Source organism: Klebsiella sp. 1SOBk10mer (assembly GCF_046602535.1).
Classification (GTDB): domain Bacteria; phylum Pseudomonadota; class Gammaproteobacteria; order Enterobacterales; family Enterobacteriaceae; genus Klebsiella; species Klebsiella quasipneumoniae.
Genome location: NZ_JBKIUP010000016.1, coordinates 22,926 through 40,483, shown reverse-complemented (window position 1 = coordinate 40,483; position 17,558 = coordinate 22,926). Strand labels below are relative to the sequence as shown.

Genomic DNA, 17,558 nt, shown 5'->3' with positions numbered 1-17,558 from the left:
GAGTTTACGATGGAGTTAGCGGACAAAGCGAGTTTCCGTGACGCCATGGCCCACGTCGGCGCCGCGGTTAACATTATTACCACCGATGGCCCGGCGGGCCGGGCGGGATTTACCGCCAGCGCGGTCTGCAGCGTTACCGACACGCCGCCGACCCTGCTGGTCTGCCTGAACCGCTCGGCCTCGGTGTGGCCGGTGTTCAGCGAACATCACACGCTGTGCGTCAATACCCTGGCGGCGGGACAGGAGGCGCTGTCGACGCTGTTTGGCGGAAAAACGGCGATGGACGAGCGCTTTGCTGCCGCCGACTGGCAGACCGGCGCCACCGGCTGCCCGCGGCTGGAGGCGGCGCTGGTCAGTTTTGACTGCCGCATCGACCAGCGCGTCAGCGTCGGCACGCACGACATCCTGTTTTGTCACGTCGTGGCCATTACCCGTCACCCGGAACCCCGGGGTCTGATGTGGTTTGACCGCGGCTATCACACGCTTATGCGACCCGCTTGTTAACCTCTAACCCGGGATATCATCATGGCACTCTTCGATTTTCCTCGCTGGAAGCTGACCTCCCCCGCCGCCGAATCCGGCGTCGTCGCGCCCGATGAACGCTTATCGGCCGGGCAAACGCTGGTGATGGGCGTGCAGCACGCCGTTGCGATGTTCGGCGCGACGGTGCTGATGCCGTTGCTGATGGGGCTCGACCCTAACCTGTCGATACTGATGTCGGGAGTCGGCACCCTGCTGTTCTTTGTCGTCACCGGCGGACGGGTGCCGAGCTATCTCGGCTCGAGCGCCGCCTTTGTAGGGGTGGTGATCGCCATTACCGGCTTTAATGGCCAGGGGCTGAACCCTCATCTAAGCGTCGCCCTTGGCGGGATCATCGCCTGCGGGCTGGTCTACACCCTGATCGGTCTGGTGGTGATGAAGATCGGCACCCGCTGGATCGAGCGCCTGATGCCGCCGGTGGTGACCGGGGCGGTGGTGATGGCTATCGGCCTGAACCTGGCGCCGATTGCTGTGCGCAGCGTGTCCGCCAGCGCCTTCGACAGCTGGATGGCGGTGTTGACCGTGCTCTGTATCGGCATAGTCGCGGTATTTACCCGCGGGATGCTGCAGCGTCTGCTGATCCTGGTCGGCCTGATCGTCGCCTGCGCGCTGTACGCCCTGCTGGCTAACGGCTTTGGCCTCGGCAAACCGCTGGACTTCTCCCCCCTAGCCCAGGCGGCGTGGTTCGGGCTGCCGCACTTTACCCCCCCATCCTTTAACGGCCAGGCGATGATGTTGATTGCCCCGGTCGCGGTGATCCTGGTGGCCGAGAACCTCGGGCACCTGAAAGCCGTCGCCGGGATGACCGGGCGCAATATGGACCCGTACATGGGGCGCGCCTTCGTCGGCGACGGTCTGGCGACCATGCTCTCCGGCTCGGTGGGCGGCAGCGGGGTCACGACCTATGCGGAGAACATCGGCGTCATGGCGGTGACCAAGGTCTACTCGACGCTGGTGTTTGTCGCCGCGGCGCTGATTGCCATGCTGCTGGGCTTCTCGCCTAAATTCGGCGCATTAATCCACACCATTCCCGGGCCGGTGATCGGCGGCGCCTCGATCGTGGTCTTTGGCCTGATCGCCGTCGCCGGGGCGCGGATCTGGGTGCAAAACCGCGTCGACCTCAGCCAGAACAGCAATCTGATCATGGTGTCTGTGACCCTGGTGCTGGGCGCCGGCGATTTCGCGCTGTCGCTGGGCGGCTTTACGCTGGGCGGGATTGGTACCGCCACCTTCGGGGCGATCCTGCTGCACGCGCTGCTTCATCGCGGGACGCGGGAGGCGAAGGAGGCCAGAGTAACGCCGGTTTAAGCCACATTAGCGCGGCCTTGGCGCAGGGAGCGGGTGGGCCGGATAAGGCATTTATGCCGCCATCCGGCCTGCCGGGAACGTCTCAGCGATGTTGAGGCCGTCAGCACCGGCAGTTTCAGCAACAATGGTGAATAAATTAACGACAGGTCGTATGAACGTAGGCCGGGTAAGGCGACAGCCGCCACCCGGCGAAATAACGGTACAACCGAATATTTCCCTGCTCGCGCTGCGCTTAGCAGGGCTACAACTTCTATGTTAATGCCGGGCAGATTGCGCTCCCGGTTAATTTTTCTGCACTCTGTTTTCCATAGCGCAGGGAGCGCACAGGGGGCGGCCAGTCGCCGCCGCCCCCTGTACCCCCGGGCTCCGGCCAGCAAAATCGCCACTGCGTGGTGCCTTCGACTTATCCCTGCAGGCTGCGGGTCGGGCCGAGGCAGCGTCCCTGCAAAACACGGCCCTCAGCCCGCATCCATGCGGGCTGCCCCGGCCTTCCGGGAACGTCTCAGCGATTTTGAGGCCGTCAGCACCGGCAGTTTCAGTCGCGCAAGTGGTTAAATTAATAACAGGTCGTACGAACGTAGGCCGGGTAAGGCGCAGCCGCCACCCGGCATAAAAACGACGCCGTGCCTGATGCTATCGTCCGGCGGCGCTGCGCTTGCGCGGGCCTGGAGACGATCAGAGCCGGACGAGTAGGCCAGCCAGGCTAAGCGCCGCTGTAGGATCAGAAGCGTAAAATTACGGCTCGCGTCGATCGACCAGCTCCGGAAGCGGCTGCACATCGTCATTCTTTGACATCTGCGGCGGCGGTTTGCGCTTCCACTTCAGCTCGCTCACCAGCACTCCCGCGAGGATAAAGAAGCAGCCAAGGAGGGCCAGCAGCGGCAGACGCTCGCCGGCCAGTCGGCCAAAAATACCGGCCCATACCGGTTCGCCGGTATAGATCAGCGTGGCCCGCGTCGGCGAGACGCTGCGCTGCGCCCAGTTCATGGTCACCTGAATGATCGCGCTGAAAATGCCCAGCCCCAGCGCCACGCCGAGCAGCGTCGGCGTCAACGGCGGCACCGACTCACCGGCCGGCTTCATGGCAGCGAAAGCCACCAGCGACGCGGTCGCCAGCTGCACCACCGTCACCCGTCGGACATCCACTTTTCCGGCCCAGGCGCTGATAAGGATAATCTCCGCGGCGATCGCCAGCGCGCTCGCCAGAGTGATCATCTCCCCCACGCCAAGCGCCAACAGATTGTTTTCCGGCCCGGCCAGCAGGATCAAACCGATAAAGGCCAGCACAATCCCCACGCAGGACATCAACCCTGGCATACGCCCCAGACACAGCCACTGCAGCAGCGGCACCAGCGGCACATACATCGCCGTGATAAAGGCAGACTTGCTGCTGGAGATCGACTGCAGCCCCCAGGTCTGCAGGCCATACCCCAGCGCAATCGCCACGCCAATCGCCACCCCCGCCTTCACCTCCAGCCACGTCAGGCCGCGCAGGGTGCGGAGCGAGAGCAGGCCCACCGCCAGCGCGGCGGTCGCGAAACGCAGGCCGACAAAAAACAGCGGCCCACTGAGGCTGACCGCATACTGTACGGCAAGGAACGTCCCTCCCCAGAACATGGTGATCATGATAAGGAGCGCTTCCTGGCGGCTAACGGAGAATTTTAACGAAGACATAAGACAGCCATGACGATAAACGGGCGACCAGTGTGCAATCGGCCCGGCGGGAGCGCAACCTCCGACAGCTAAAAAAAACCGCCGGCAGATGCCGGCGGCGAGGGCGATGCGGTTGGGTCGGGGAGATTAACACCGCATCAAAGAGAACAGTGCCAGTCGCGCGTTAACTCTCACGACTACCATGACTGTTTTTACCCCCTTTTTTGCCAGCCTCTGAGGCGCGCTGAGGGTCATTTTTAAAATTCCCCCCGCTATGCTGGCCACCTTTACGTCCTGCTTCTGATGCTCTTTCACGGTCTTCAGCAAAGTTGCCAGAACCGCCACGATGGTTTGCCATTACTGACCTCCATTAGGTTAGACATCATAGTGCATTACGCGGGAGCGGCGACGCCGCTGTTCTGCCGCGTATCTATAAGGTTAGTGAATGACTGCCGGTGACGATGGCAAATGTCACATTCAGAAACAAAGCCTGGCGAAAAAAATCCCCTCGCGCCGCCTGATGGCGCTAACCTGCTCTGCTGCCGAAGAAAAAATAGTCAGCAAAAAATGTATCCTGATGCTACATCCTCGCCGCACCGGCCAGTATAGCGTAGGCATCGCTTCCCGCTTCTCAGCCGCTCAGGCCGCGCTGCGCAAGGAAAAGTAAATAATGTTTTGTCATTTTGTTATAAATCAAATAAATGCCCGTTGGATTTGCACTCTTCGGCAGAGGCTTTATCTTTAAAGGTACCAGCTATTTGGCTGGCTTATAATGCAACCGAGGAGTGATGGAAATGGCTAAAATTCTGGTGCTTTATTATTCCATGTATGGACACATTGAAACCATGGCTCACGCCGTCGCCGATGGGGCGAACCGGGTGGACGGCGTTGAGGTGGTTGTGAAGCGCGTGCCGGAAACCATGCAGGCAGAAGCGTTTGCCAAAGCAGGCGGGAAAACGCAAAACGCGCCTGTCGCCACGCCGCAGGAGCTGGCTGAGTATGACGCCATCATCTTTGGTACCCCGACTCGTTTCGGCAATATGTCCGGACAAATGCGCACCTTCCTCGATCAGACCGGCGGCCTGTGGGCATCCGGCGCGCTGTACGGCAAGATCGCCAGCGTATTCAGCTCAACCGGCACCGGTGGCGGCCAGGAACAAACCATTACCTCCACCTGGACGACGCTGGCCCACCACGGGATGATCATCGTCCCGATCGGCTACGGCGCACAGGAGCTGTTCGACATCTCCCAGGTCCGCGGCGGGACGCCTTATGGCGCCACCACTATTGCCGGCGGCGACGGCTCGCGTCAGCCAAGCGAGGAAGAGTTAGCCATCGCCCGCTATCAGGGTGAACATGTCGCCAAACTGGCCGTTAAACTGCACGGCTAATCTTCCGCAGGAGGAGCACTATGCCAACTCAAGAAGCAAAAGCACATCGCGTCGGCGAATGGGCAAGTTTACGTAACACCTCGCCGGAGATCGCCGAGGCAATTTTCGAAGTTGCCCACTACGATGAAAAACTGGCTGAGCAAATCTGGGAGGAAGGCAGCGACGAAGTGCTGGCGCTGGCCTTTGCCAAAACCGATAAAGATGCGCTGTTCTGGGGTGAACAGACGATTGAGCGTAAAAACGTATAGGGCGTTTATCCCTGCCGAGTCTCACCCTAACCTGCTAAAAACCCGGATTGCTCCGGGTTTTTTCATTATTTCGCCGCCTCGTTGATCACCTTTTTAAAGGTCTCCAGCGGGCAGAATCCCTGGTCATCGACCGGGCAGCCGTTAAGCGCCAGCGTGACCCGCTGCGGCGGGGTCTGTAACGTCAATGGGTCGGCATTACGCAGCTGCTCAGTGCTCTGATAGACATACTCAATCTTCATCAGATCGCGGTTGCTGCCGCTGTCGTGCCAGCGCTGAAACAGCAGTTTGCCGCCGATAGGCGTGCGCTCGTACTGGCCAGGAAGTTGATAGGGCTTAAAGTCCAGCGCCGTCAGCAGCGAGGCGATATTCGAGTCGTGTCCCACCAGCAGGGTGACTTTCGCCTTGCTGGCTCCCTCGCCCACCAGCGCGTTATCGATATATTTAACCAGCGGTTTGGCCACGTTTTGCGCCACTGCCGTCGAGGTGAACAGACTATCCTGGTAGCCGTTTTTCAGCTTCGACAGCACCTGCCACTGCTTATCGCTGGTGATTTCCCCCCACGCCACCTGATCTTTCGGGAAGCCTTCATAGTATTGCAGGGTGAAGGCGTCTACCAGCGAGTTGCCCACCTTCAACGGTCCGGACACTCCCGGCTCCTGCTGATAACCGGCGCTAAAGGTATCTTTACCCTCGCTCAGGGAACAGACCTGCTTCTCTTTGCAGGAGGGCGAGTTGCGGTAATCGATCATCGTCTCCAGCAGCTTGTAGCTCTCGGTCAACTGCATCCCCTGGCGCTCTTTTTCCATCGCCTGCAGCGCTTTCTCGCGAAACGCCGGGGAGTCGTCGGTGATAACCGGGTTGAAGGTCGGGTCCATGGTGCCCATCTGCGGCTGATGATGCACCGCAATGCCGCAGCCCGGGAACGCGCCGGTGATAAAGAACTGCGCAGTGGCGACGGTGCGCTGCAGGCTGTTAGCGTAGGCGTAAACGGCGTTTTCCGGCGGGCACTCCCCGCTGGTCACCAGCTTCTGTTGCGCCAGCCATTCGCGCATATAGTGGCCCATATACACCTCCAGCACGCCGCCTTTGGTGGTCAGCTGGCCTCCCGGCACATCCCACTGCGGCCAGGCTTTGGCGGTGGACTGCTCCAGCACGCTGCCGTTATTGGCCAGCGGCGCGCGAAGGTTATGACGACTCATGATCAGCACCTGCTGCAGCTGATACCCCTCTGGGGCGGCCGTGTCCTGAGCCTGGGCGCCAGCGGATAACATGACCGCGCCGGCTACGGCGGCGGCGAGTAGACGTATTTTCATCCCTTCATCCTTAGTCATTTATTATCATCGGGTTAATTGTGACGGATTTAGGCCATTTTTCCTGGCATTCGCTCGCAAACTTAGACCGGAGCCGAAAATTTCCTCTGCCGGCCAAATAGTTTTATAATGAAACAACTAACCTGGAGGCTTTCGTGAAACGTACCCGTCTGGAAAACAGCTGCTGTCCTGTCGCCCGCTCCCTCGACGTTATCGGCGACTGGTGGTCGCTGCTTATCGTCCGTGATGCCCTCCGCGGGGTACGCCGTTTTAGCGAATTCCAGAAAAACCTCGGCATTGCCAAAAATATGCTCGCCGGGCGGCTGAAAATGCTGGTGGATGAAGGCATCCTGCGCCTGCAGCCGGCCTCCGACGGCAGCGCCTGGCAGGAGTATGTCCTGACCGATAAGGGCCGCGCCCTGCAGACCGTGCTGGTCGCCCTCTCCCAGTGGGCGGACGACTATCTGTTCGACCCGGACGAACCGGCGACGCGGCTCATTGACCGCCAGCAGCGCCAGCCCCTGCGTAAGCTGGTCCTGCAGGCGGCGGATGGCCGTGAGCTGGCCCCGACGGATATCACCATCGCCGTTCCGCTGAACGACTAAACGCGGCCCGCGGCAGGCAGAAATAAAAAAAGCCCGGCAAAATGGTTGCATTATTAAACCATATATCTCATGCTGAATTTGGTTTAATAATGCAACCTTTTAAGAGGCAATACTCATGTCCCAGTCATCGCACACTGCTTTTATCACCGGCGCTTCCTCAGGTATCGGCGCGATCTATGCCGAACGACTTGCCGCCCGCGGCTACGATCTGATCCTCGCCGCCCGTCGTGAAGATCGGCTGCAGGCGCTCGCCGGGCAACTGCAGGCGCGCTACGCCATCCGGGCCAGCATCCTCAAGGCCGACCTGAGCGAGGAGCAAGGCATTGAAGCCGTAGAGCAGCGTCTGCAGCAGGATCCCGCCGTTGACCTGTTCATCAACAACGCCGGAACGGCAAAAATGGCGGGCTTTCTCGCCAGCACGTCGCGCGAGCACCAGGCGATTCATACGCTCAACACCACCGCGCTTCTGCGCCTGAGCTATGCCGCACTGGCCGCTTTCGCTCCCCGGGGCCGCGGAACGCTGATCAATATTGCCTCTATTCTTGCGCTGCATACGCTGCCGGGCAGCGCGGTCTACAGCGCCAGCAAAGCCTGGGTGTTGAGCTTTACCCGTGGCCTGCAGGATGAGTTCGCCGACAGCGGCATGCGTATTCAGGCAGTATTGCCGGCGGCGACCGCCACCGATCTGTGGCCGACCTCCGGCGTGGCGCTCGACGCCCTGCCCACCGGTACGGTAATGACCACCGAGGATCTGGTTGACGCCGCTCTCAGGGGACTCGAGATGGGGGAAAAGGTCACCTTACCGCCGGTGCATGATCTGGGACTGTGGGAGGCTTTCGAGCAGACGCGACTGGCGCTGTTTACCAGTGCGCGAACCGGGCAACCGGCGCCGCGGTATCGCTAACTCGCCCCGGCGGCGGGCATTATTCCGGCAGCGGAACCGCCGCCAGGGTACAGATCGCCTCGTGCTCCCCGCCGCGGCGATCTGTGATCACTACCTTATCGCCCGCTTTTTTGCCTTCACAGGGTTTCAGGACCTGCTCCACGATCCGCTCGCGGCTCGCCTGACGTTCATTTTCAGCCTGACTGGCGAAGGCCGTCAGCGCCAGCGCCACGCCCAGCAGGCTGAGGGTTGTCTTATACATGTCTTACTCTCAGATCATTCTTATTCGCGGTCAGCGTAACCCGTTGCTGGCCGCACTTCTGAAAAATCACTTAACGGAGTGTTACGCCATTTCAGCTGAAAGCCAGGCTGTCACATTCCTGCGGGAAATATTTTATCACAACCCCGACAGCAGATATTCTCGCGATGAGGCGTCATCTTTCAGACATATCCCGATGTTATCTTCACACAGAGCCCTGTATCTTTTTCCCTTTCTAAACAGAATATTAGGTTGGTCTATGTCGGGTCTTATTCTCTTTATCGTCGCGGTGGCGCTGCTGGGCGTCGCCATCTACAGCCTGGTGTCGTACCTCAAAGAGCGGCGCGCCAGTCAGTTACCTGTCCATAAAAAGAAGAAATAATACCTTCCGTTCTCCGCCGTTTTCTGCTGATTGCTTTACCATCCTGTACTGTCCCTTACCGAACCAAAAACAAAGGCAGGCCTGCAGGCCTGCCTTTGTTCGGTTTCAGCGTCAGGTTCTAGGACTCCCAGGCCTGCTCCGCCTTGGCGGCATCGAACTGCGGCGGCGGTTTACGGAAACGTTGGGTCAGATAAGCCAGATACAGCAGACCAAGCGCCGCCCACACCAGGCCGAGCGTCAGGGAAGTGGCCTCGAGGTTGATCCACAGCACCCCTACCGTCAACGCCCCGACCATCGGCAGCAGCAGATAGTGCAGTCGATCCTTCCAGGTTTTGTTGTACCCCTTGCGACGCCAGAAGTGGTTGAACACCGACAGGTTAACGAAGGTGAAGGCCACCAGCGCGCCGAAGTTAATTAACGCGGTGGCGGTCACCAGGTCGAAGAACAGCGCCGACAGCGCGACGATACCCACCATAATCACGTTCAACGCCGGGGTGCGCCATTTCGGATGCACATAGCCGAAAATGCGCTCCGGGAAGACGTTATCGCGACCCATCACGTACAGCAGACGGGAGACGCTGGCATGGGACGCCAGGCCGGACGCCAGGGTGTTAACAAAGGTGGTGCAGAGGAATATTGACTGGAACAGCTTACCGCCCACGTACAGCGCAATCTCCGGCAGCGCGGCGTCCGGGTCTTTAAAGCGATGAATATCCGGGAAAAACAGCTGCATAAAGAACGACGCGACGATGAAAATAATGCCGCCGTACATCGCGGTGAGAAAAATAGCCTTCGGGATCACCCGCGCGGCGTCAGGCGTCTCTTCCGACAGTGTGGTCACGGCGTCGAAGCCGAGAAACGAGAAGCAGACGATGGTCGCCCCGGTAATAATCGGGATCAGATGCGCATTCTGACTGATAAACGGCTGCAGCGACCAGACGGTCCCTACCCCCTCGCCTTTGTGCAGCCCCTGAACCACCAGAATGACGAATACCACCATAATCGAGATCTGCACCAGCACGAACAGGGTGTTGAAGTTCGCCACCAGATTAACGCTTTTCAGGTTTGCGGCGGTCAGAATGGCGACAAAGGTCACCACCCACACCCATGGCGGCACCTCAGGGAACAGCGCCGAGAGATAGATCTTCGCCAACAGGACGTTGATCATCGGCAGGAACAGATAATCCAGCAGCGAGGACCAGCCGACCATAAAGCCGACGTGCGGACTGATGGATTTTTGCGCGTAGGTGTAGGCGGAGCCGGCTTCCGGGAACTGGCGCACCAGTTTGCCGTAGCTGATGGCGGTGAACAGCACGCCAGCCAGCGCCAGCAAATACGACGCCGGGACGTGGCCGTTGCTGATACCGGAGACGATGCCGAAGGTATCAAACACCGTCATCGGCGTCAGATAGGCCAGCCCCATCATCACCACTTGCCAGAGTTTGAGGGATTTACGCAGACGCGGTCTGCCCGCCTGAGCGGCGTTATGCGCAGGAAGATTAATAGCCATCGCCCATTCCCCCCTTGCGGATAACAGTTTGCGGACACAACGTTCGCGTAACAAACCTGCTTAGCAAGGGGATAAGGCATAAATAAAAGGGTAAGACGGACCGGTGAGCGGTTGCTGGCTGGCATCCAATGCGGCCTGAGCGGCCTCCCTCTCCCTGCGGATATTTGAACATCTGCATCATCTCATTTCCTCGTCACACACTGTGTCGTTAACTGAAGCCCCGTTGCCGCCTGCGCTCCTTAACGCGACATCCGGGAAATGGCTGGGCTCCCAGCAAAAAGGACGACCAGGCTCCGCTCAGGCCGTATGATGCTACTCATGACTCAACTCATGCGCCCCTTGCGGGGCGACCATCAGGCGTTTTTCAACATCCACTCAATTTCAGTTTCTGTGATAAGACGCTCAAACTGCAGTAATTCATCATGCTTGCAGGCATGGAAAACGTGGCAGAAACGCTCGCCGAGACGCTCACGCAGGTGATCGTTCTGCATAAACTCCCACAGCGCATCGCTCTGGCGGATCGGGAACGGCAGACCCTCTTGTTCCAGGCCGTTACCTTCCACCTCTTCCTGCAAAGGCAGCTGAGGGTTATCCAGCCCGTGCAGAATGCCGGCGAAAATCGCCGCCATTACCAGATACGGGTTGGCGTCCGCCCCCGCCACGCGATACTCCACGCGGTGGTTCTGCCGCTCGCCGCACGGGATCCGCAGCGCCACGGTACGGTTGTTATGCCCCCAGGAAGCCTGCGTCGGGACATACATCCCCGGCTGGAAGCGGCGATACGAGTTCACGTTCGGCGCCAGCAGAGCCATCGAGGCCGGCATCAGATCGATCATCCCGGCCAGCGCGCGTTTAAGCAGCGCGGAGTCTTCCCCGTCGCTGTCCACCAGCACGTTTTCCCCTTTATTGTTCAGCATGCTGATGTGGATATGCATTCCGCTGCCCGCATGCTCTTCATAAGGCTTAGCCATAAAAGTGGCGTGCATCTTATGCTTCTCCGCCATTAAACGCACGAGACGTTTTAACGCCAGCGCATCATCGCAGGCGTCCAGCACGTTATCGGTATGGTGGAGGTTGATTTCAAACTGGCCCGGCGAGGCTTCGGCCACCGCGCCGTCGGCGGGGATCAGCTGCAGTTTCGCCAGCTCGTCGATATCGTTGAGCACGTCGGCAAAGTGGTTCAGGTTATCGACCGAGTAGACCTGGCTTTGGGTGTTGCGATCGTCGGTGCCCGGCGCGCACGGCGGCTGCAGGTAGCCTTCGGCATCGCGTTTGCGGTCCAGTAAATAGAACTCCAGCTCTACCGCTACCACGGGGAACAGCCCGCGCTGGCGCAACTGCTGCCAGAGGCGGTTGAGTACGTTCCGCGGCTCAACGTCAAAGGGAGCGCCATCTTCATCAACCATGGTCAACTGTACCTGGGCTATCGACTGCGGATCGGCCGCTGAAGGCGTTAAGGTGCCGGGCACCGGAATGCAGCTGCGATCCGGCTCGCCCATCTCCTGGCCCAGACCGGCCTCTTCCACGACGTTGCCGAGAATATCCATCGCAAACACCGAAGCCGGGAAATAACAGCCTTTCTCCAGCTTGCTCAGGCCGGCAACCGGGATGCGCTTGCCGCGGAAGCAGCCGTTCAGGTCAGTGAGGAGGACATCAACATATTGGGTATCAGGGTAGGTTTCGAGGTAGCGCTTCACTTCTTTCGCGAACGCGCTGACCCGTCTCTCTTCCGTTTGATGAACAAAATTCTCAACTTCTACGATATTGGTTTCCATGATTCACCGCCGTTGGTTTGGTTTCGGTCCTGCACTCAGACCGTTAAATATAATGTCCACCCCATCGACTGTGTATGCAAATAAATTGTTTGTCAAATGTTAAATTAAGTTTGCAAAGGGCTATTTCCACTGCTAGATTGAGAAAATATTGAACGATATGGCCGTTAACCCCGCTATAGCGGTCATAATTTAGTCCACTTTGTGAGGGCGATCATGGAAAATATAATGTACAAGCCAGTTATTGGCGTCGTGATGTGTAGAAACAGGCTTAAGGGTCACCAGACCCAAACCTTGCAAGAAAAGTACCTAAATGCAATTGTTAACGCCGGCGGACTGCCGATCGCCCTGCCACATGCGCTGGCAGAGCCGGATCTGCTGAACGCGTTAGTCGATAAACTGGATGGGATATACCTGCCAGGCAGCCCCAGTAACGTGCAGCCGCACCTGTATGGTGAAAACGGCGATGAGCCTGACGCCGACCCCGGGCGTGATCTTCTGAGCATGGCGCTGATTAACGCCGCACTCGAAAGGCGCATCCCCATTTTCGCCATCTGTCGTGGACTGCAGGAACTGGTTGTCGCCACCGGTGGGACTCTGTATCGTCGTCTGTTCGAGCAGCCTGAGCTGCTGGAGCATCGCGAAGATCCTGAACTGCCCGTCGAGCAGCAGTATGCGCCGTCCCATCAGGTTGAGGTTCAGGAAGGAGGATTGCTGTCGCAATTGATACCGGGCTGCAACACGTTTTGGGTAAACTCGCTACATGGGCAAGGGGCAAAAACCCTCAGTCCGCAGCTGCGCGTGGAGGCGCGAGCGCCGGATGGACTGGTGGAAGCGGTCAGCGTGAACGATCACCCTTTCGCGCTGGGCGTACAGTGGCATCCTGAATGGAACAGTAGCGAATACGCCCTGTCGCGTATGTTGTTTGATGGTTTTATCACCGCCTGTCAGGGCCATCATGCTGAAAAGCGGCGGCGCTGACCACTACCGTTAAGGAAATGCAAATATGAGCGATGACGGACTGGCGCCAGGGAAACGTCTGTCAGAGATCCGCCAACAGCTGGGTCTTTCGCAGCGTCGTGCCGCCGAACTGTCTGGGTTAACACATAGTGCCATCAGCACCATAGAGCAGGACAAAGTCAGTCCTGCCATCAGTACGCTGCAAAAGCTGCTGAAAGTCTATGGGCTGTCGCTCTCGGAATTCTTTTCTGAACCCGAAAAGCCGGACGAACCCCAGGTGGTCATTAATCAGGATGACCTTATCGAAATGGGCAGTCAGGGCGTTTCCATGAAGCTGGTTCATAACGGAAATCCGAACCGTACGCTGGCGATGATTTTTGAAACTTACCAGCCTGGAACCACGACCGGGGAGAGGATTAAGCATCAGGGTGAGGAGATAGGCACCATACTGGAGGGTGAGATTGTGCTGACGATTAACGGTCAGTCGTACCACCTGGTGGCTGGACAGAGCTATGCCATTAATACCGGCATCCCGCACAGCTTCAGCAACACCTCGGCAGGCATCTGCCGCATCATCAGTGCCCACACCCCCACCACATTCTGAATATTTAGCCTGAACGAGCTTCAGGCTTTCTTCAGACCTGCGGCGGCGGAAATTTTATTTTCGTCGCCGCGAAAAACTCGCAGTCATAACGTTGGTGCCGGAAGGGAATCTTATTTTCTGCTGGCCCTGAAATAATTAACGCCGTGAATGGCGACTCACCCCTGAATTATTCGGCATGCAGACAACCTGTCGAAATTTAGGGTGATAAAACGGTATTCAACTCCGGGGATACACTATGCCCTGCGCCTGGCGCAGCGCCCCCGTGCAGCCTGAAAACGCCGATGTGATTAATTTGCCGATAATGTTTTTTAAGGAGTCATGATGAATTTTCAGCACCTGGCTTACTGGCAGGAAAAAGCGAAAAGCCTGGCCATTGAAACACGATTATTTATTAACGGCGAATATTGCGCCGCGGTCGATAATACCACCTTTGAAACCATTGACCCTGCCGCGCAGCACACGTTAGCCCATGTCGCTCGCGGCAAAAAAGCCGACGTTGAGCTGGCGGTGAAGGCCGCGCGTCGGGTCTTTGATAACGGCGACTGGTCACAGGCCGCTCCCACGCAGCGTAAAGCGGTTCTCACACGCTTTGCCGACCTGATGGAGGCCCACTGCGAAGAGCTGGCGCTGCTGGAAACGCTGGATACCGGCAAGCCGATTCGCCACAGCCTGCGCGACGATATTCCCGGCGCCGCCCGCGCCATCCGCTGGTATGCCGAAGCGCTGGATAAAGTCTATGGCGAAGTGGCTCCTACCGGCAGCAACGAGCTGGCGATGATCGTCCGCGAACCGATTGGCGTCATCGCCGCGGTGGTGCCGTGGAACTTCCCGCTGCTGCTGGCCTGCTGGAAGCTCGGCCCGGCGCTGGCGGCGGGCAACAGCGTGATCCTTAAGCCCTCGGAAAAATCGCCGCTCACCGCGCTGCGCCTCGCCGGGCTGGCGAAAGAGGCGGGCCTGCCGGACGGCGTGCTGAACGTGGTCAGCGGCTTTGGTCACGAAGCCGGACAGGCGCTGGCCCTGCATCCTGACGTGGAGGTCCTTACCTTTACCGGCTCCACCCGCACCGGCAAGCAGCTGCTGAAAGACGCCGGCGACAGCAATATGAAGCGCGTGTGGCTGGAAGCGGGCGGCAAGAGCGCCAACATCGTCTTCGCCGACTGCCCTGATCTGCAAAAAGCGGTCAGCGCCACCGCCGGCGGCATCTTCTACAACCAGGGGCAGGTGTGCATCGCCGGCACTCGCCTGCTGCTGGAGGAGAGCATCGCCGACGAGTTCCTGGCACGACTGAAAACCGAAGCGCAACACTGGCAGCCGGGCAACCCGCTCGACCCAAACACCACCATGGGCATGCTGATTGACAACACCCATGCCGACAGCGTGCACAGTTTTATTCGCGGCGGCGAAAGCAAAAGCACGCTGTTCCTCGACGGGCGGAAAAATCCGTGGCCTGCCGCCGTCGGCCCGACCATTTTTGTTGACGTCGACCCGGCCTCCACCCTCAGCCGGGAAGAGATCTTCGGCCCGGTGCTGGTGGTGACTCGCTTCAAAAGCGAAGACGAGGCGCTGCGGCTTGCCAACGACAGCGACTACGGCCTCGGCGCTGCGGTATGGACCCGCGATCTCTCACGCGCCCACCGCATGAGCCGCCGCCTGAAGGCCGGTTCGGTCTTCGTCAACAACTATAACGATGGTGATATGACCGTCCCCTTCGGCGGTTACAAACAGAGCGGCAACGGACGCGATAAGTCGCTGCACGCGCTGGAAAAATTCACCGAACTGAAAACCATCTGGATTGCCCTGGAGTCTTAATCATGACCGAACATACCACCAGCTATTACGCCGCCAGCGCCAACAAATATGAACCCTTTCCGACGCTGGACGAATCGATAAGCTGCGACGTCTGCGTCGTCGGCGGCGGCTACACCGGACTCTCGTCTGCCCTGCATCTGGCCGAAATGGGCTACGACGTGGTGGTGCTGGAAGGGGCGCGCATCGGCTTCGGCGCCAGCGGCCGCAATGGCGGTCAGCTGGTTAACTCCTACAGCCGCGATATCGACGTGATTGAAAAAAACTACGGCCCGGATGCCGCTAAAATGCTCGGCAGCATGATGTTCGAAGGCGGCGATATTATTCGCGAACGTATCCAGCGCTACCAGATCCAGTGCGATTATCGCCCGGGCGGCCTGTTCGTGGCGATGAATCACAAACAGCTGGAGACGCTGGAAGAACAGAAAGCCAACTGGGAGCGCTACGGCAACACGCAGCTGGAGCTGCTGGACAGAGAGGCGATTCGTCGCGAAGTGGACAGCGACCGCTACGTCGGCGCCCTGCTCGACCACAGCGGCGGCCATATTCATCCGCTCAACCTCGCCATCGGCGAAGCGGCCGCCATTCGCCTGAACGGCGGCCGGGTCTATGAGCAGTCGCCGGTCACCCGCATTCAGCACTCCACTCCGGCAGTGGTCAGCACCGCCCGCGGCCAGGTCACTGCCCGCTATGTGATCGTCGCCGGCAACGCCTATCTCGGCGACAAACTGGAGCCGGAGCTGGCGAAGCGCAGCATGCCTTGCGGCACCCAGGTGGTCACCACCGCTCCGCTGTCGGAGGAGGTCGCTCGCTCGCTGATCCCGAAAAACTACTGTGTGGAAGACTGTAACTATCTGTTGGATTACTACCGCCTCACCGGCGACAACCGCCTGCTGTATGGCGGCGGCGTGGTCTACGGCGCCCGCGACCCGGACGATGTGGAACGGCTGATTATGCCGAAGCTGCTGAAAACCTTCCCGCAGCTGAAAGGGGTGAAAATCGACTACCGCTGGACCGGCAACTTCCTGTTGACCCTCTCAAGGCTGCCGCAGTTTGGTCGCCTCGATACCAACATCTACTACATGCAGGGCTACAGCGGGCATGGGGTCACCTGTACCCACCTCGCCGGACGGTTGATTTCGGAACTGCTGCGCGGTGACGCTGAGCGTTTCGACGCCTTTGCCAAACTGCCGCACTACCCGTTCCCGGGCGGCCGCAGCCTGCGCATTCCCTTCACCGCCATGGGCGCCGCCTACTACAGTCTGCGCGACCGCCTGGGGGTTTAATCGCCTCTGCCGACGGCGCTGGCCGTCGGCTCATGCTGCGGATAGTGCTGCTGAAAGTAGTGGCGCAGAAACTCCACAGTGGTGCGAATTTTAGCCGACGTCGCCAGCCGGGAAACATAGACTGCCCAGACGTTGGCAGGCTGAAAGAATTCCGGCAGCACATGCACCAGATGGCCGCTGGCGATATTCTCCCGGACGTCCCACCATGAACGTAACGCAATTCCTTGCCCGTCCAGACACCACTGATGCACAATTTCACCATGGTTGGACGACAGCGGCCCGGTCACCTTGATCGCATGCTGCCCCTCTTTGCTGTGCAACTGCCAGATGCCAAACGGATGATCGCGTTCTTTAATCACCAGGCAGGGTAAGGCGGCCAGATCGCTCAGCTGTTTCGGCGGTGGATGGCGGGCAAGGAATTGCGGCGAGGCGCAGAGCACGCGGTGGTTGGCCGCCAGCTGGCGGGCAATCAGATTCGGCGCGATATCATCGCCCACACGAATATCGAGATCCACCCCTTCATTGACTAAATCCACCAGCCGGTCCTGGACATCGAAACGCAGTTCCAGCTGCGGGTACTGAAGGGCCAGCGCCGACAGCGCCGGGGCCACCACCCGGCGGCCAAAGCCGAAGCTACTGATAATACGCAGCGTTCCCTGCGGCACCTGGCGCACGTCGGAAAGCTCGTCCATCATCTCATCGACATCCTGCAAAATGCGCTGCGCCCATTCGTAGATCCGCTCCCCCTCCTCGGTAATGGTGACCCGGCGGGTGGTCCGGTGCAACAACACCACATTCAGGGTTTGCTCCAGCAGCGAAACCCGCTTGCTGACGAACGCCGGTGATACGCCAAGCTCTTCGGCGGCGGCGGCGAACCCGGCCCGGCGAGCGACCAGCATAAAGACGCGTAAATCATTTAGCAGCGGCAGATTATTCATGATCTGTGTTTTATGTTTCACCAGTTAGCGTGATTAATTATGAACCAGTCAATTATAGGATAGGCAGGTGGTCAAACATCATCGCTAAAAAGTGAGAACCGGA

Annotated in this window: 19 protein-coding genes; 12 read left to right on the top strand and 7 right to left on the bottom strand. The window is 59.2% G+C overall.

What is annotated here, in order from left to right; all coding sequences use genetic code 11:
* Positions 1-9 precede the first annotated feature (9 nt).
* Complete coding sequence (gene rutF, locus ACLH1I_RS24240; protein ID WP_012968592.1) at positions 10-504, top strand: NADH-dependent FMN reductase RutF; 495 nt, start codon at positions 10-12, stop codon at positions 502-504.
* A gap of 21 nt (positions 505-525) precedes the next feature.
* Positions 526-1,848 carry a pyrimidine utilization transport protein G gene (gene rutG / locus ACLH1I_RS24235; RefSeq protein WP_004204500.1) on the top strand — a complete coding sequence of 441 codons (1,323 nt, stop codon included), beginning with the start codon at positions 526-528 and terminating at the stop codon, positions 1,846-1,848.
* Between the two features lie 735 nt (positions 1,849-2,583).
* On the opposite strand, the gene ACLH1I_RS24230 is transcribed toward rutG, so the two are convergent.
* A complete protein-coding gene (locus ACLH1I_RS24230; protein WP_064794428.1) occupies positions 2,584-3,522 on the bottom strand; it encodes a DMT family transporter in 939 nt (312 codons plus the stop codon).
* A gap of 163 nt (positions 3,523-3,685) precedes the next feature.
* Positions 3,686-3,859, bottom strand: coding sequence for a general stress protein (locus ACLH1I_RS24225; RefSeq protein WP_002898708.1), 174 nt, complete (start codon positions 3,857-3,859; stop codon positions 3,686-3,688).
* An 87-nt stretch (positions 3,860-3,946) separates the two neighbouring features.
* Between ACLH1I_RS24225 and ACLH1I_RS24220 the strand changes: the two genes are divergently transcribed.
* The 3 genes from ACLH1I_RS24220 (at position 3,947) to ACLH1I_RS24210 (ending at position 5,140) form a co-directional block, all read left to right on the top strand.
* The gene (locus ACLH1I_RS24220; RefSeq protein ID WP_049116017.1) at positions 3,947-4,168 is read left to right on the top strand and encodes a hypothetical protein; all 222 of its coding nucleotides are present in this window, start codon (positions 3,947-3,949) and stop codon (positions 4,166-4,168) included.
* Between the two features lie 127 nt (positions 4,169-4,295).
* On the top strand, positions 4,296-4,892 hold the full coding sequence (wrbA, locus tag ACLH1I_RS24215) for an NAD(P)H:quinone oxidoreductase (RefSeq protein ID WP_002898704.1): 597 nt from the start codon (positions 4,296-4,298) through the stop codon (positions 4,890-4,892).
* A gap of 20 nt (positions 4,893-4,912) precedes the next feature.
* Entirely contained in the window at positions 4,913-5,140 is a 228-nt protein-coding gene (locus ACLH1I_RS24210) for a YccJ family protein (protein ID WP_008805934.1), read from the top strand.
* A 65-nt stretch (positions 5,141-5,205) separates the two neighbouring features.
* Here the strand turns inward: ACLH1I_RS24210 and agp are convergent, their stop codons facing one another.
* The gene (agp, locus tag ACLH1I_RS24205; RefSeq protein ID WP_023317888.1) at positions 5,206-6,453 is read right to left on the bottom strand and encodes a bifunctional glucose-1-phosphatase/inositol phosphatase; all 1,248 of its coding nucleotides are present in this window, start codon (positions 6,451-6,453) and stop codon (positions 5,206-5,208) included.
* Between the two features lie 152 nt (positions 6,454-6,605).
* Here agp and ACLH1I_RS24200 point away from each other — a divergent pair, with 152 nt between their 5' ends.
* Both ACLH1I_RS24200 and ACLH1I_RS24195 read left to right on the top strand, forming a co-directional pair.
* Positions 6,606-7,055, top strand: a complete 450-nt coding sequence (locus ACLH1I_RS24200; RefSeq protein WP_064794430.1) for a winged helix-turn-helix transcriptional regulator — start codon at positions 6,606-6,608, stop codon at positions 7,053-7,055.
* Positions 7,056-7,170: 115 nt separating this feature from the next.
* Complete coding sequence (locus ACLH1I_RS24195; protein ID WP_064794431.1) at positions 7,171-7,959, top strand: SDR family NAD(P)-dependent oxidoreductase; 789 nt, start codon at positions 7,171-7,173, stop codon at positions 7,957-7,959.
* Between the two features lie 19 nt (positions 7,960-7,978).
* On the opposite strand, the gene ACLH1I_RS24190 is transcribed toward ACLH1I_RS24195, so the two are convergent.
* A complete protein-coding gene (locus ACLH1I_RS24190) occupies positions 7,979-8,200 on the bottom strand; it encodes a hypothetical protein (RefSeq protein ID WP_004201478.1) in 222 nt (73 codons plus the stop codon).
* A 256-nt stretch (positions 8,201-8,456) separates the two neighbouring features.
* Between ACLH1I_RS24190 and ACLH1I_RS24185 the strand changes: the two genes are divergently transcribed.
* A complete protein-coding gene (locus ACLH1I_RS24185) occupies positions 8,457-8,579 on the top strand; it encodes a small membrane protein (protein ID WP_002898600.1) in 123 nt (40 codons plus the stop codon).
* 118 nt (positions 8,580-8,697) lie between these two features.
* Here ACLH1I_RS24185 and ACLH1I_RS24180 read toward each other — a convergent pair whose 3' ends face one another.
* Positions 8,698-10,089, bottom strand: coding sequence for an APC family permease (locus ACLH1I_RS24180; RefSeq protein WP_004201476.1), 1,392 nt, complete (start codon positions 10,087-10,089; stop codon positions 8,698-8,700).
* Between the two features lie 353 nt (positions 10,090-10,442).
* Entirely contained in the window at positions 10,443-11,864 is a 1,422-nt protein-coding gene (locus ACLH1I_RS24175; RefSeq protein ID WP_064150340.1) for a glutamine synthetase family protein, read from the bottom strand.
* Between the two features lie 225 nt (positions 11,865-12,089).
* Here ACLH1I_RS24175 and puuD point away from each other — a divergent pair, with 225 nt between their 5' ends.
* The 4 genes from puuD to ACLH1I_RS24155 all read left to right on the top strand — a co-directional run bounded on the left by puuD (position 12,090) and on the right by ACLH1I_RS24155 (position 16,517).
* Entirely contained in the window at positions 12,090-12,842 is a 753-nt protein-coding gene (puuD, locus tag ACLH1I_RS24170; RefSeq protein ID WP_025999163.1) for a gamma-glutamyl-gamma-aminobutyrate hydrolase, read from the top strand.
* Positions 12,843-12,867: 25 nt separating this feature from the next.
* A complete protein-coding gene (gene puuR / locus ACLH1I_RS24165; RefSeq protein ID WP_002898590.1) occupies positions 12,868-13,425 on the top strand; it encodes an HTH-type transcriptional regulator PuuR in 558 nt (185 codons plus the stop codon).
* A gap of 321 nt (positions 13,426-13,746) precedes the next feature.
* Entirely contained in the window at positions 13,747-15,234 is a 1,488-nt protein-coding gene (gene puuC / locus ACLH1I_RS24160; protein ID WP_048294461.1) for an aldehyde dehydrogenase PuuC, read from the top strand.
* Between the two features lie 2 nt (positions 15,235-15,236).
* A complete protein-coding gene (locus ACLH1I_RS24155) occupies positions 15,237-16,517 on the top strand; it encodes an NAD(P)/FAD-dependent oxidoreductase (protein WP_198080105.1) in 1,281 nt (426 codons plus the stop codon).
* On the opposite strand, the gene ACLH1I_RS24150 is transcribed toward ACLH1I_RS24155, so the two are convergent.
* Positions 16,514-17,476, bottom strand: coding sequence for a LysR substrate-binding domain-containing protein (locus ACLH1I_RS24150; protein ID WP_008805923.1), 963 nt, complete (start codon positions 17,474-17,476; stop codon positions 16,514-16,516). The two genes, ACLH1I_RS24155 and ACLH1I_RS24150, sit on opposite strands and share 4 nt — an antisense overlap.
* Positions 17,477-17,558 lie beyond the last annotated feature (82 nt).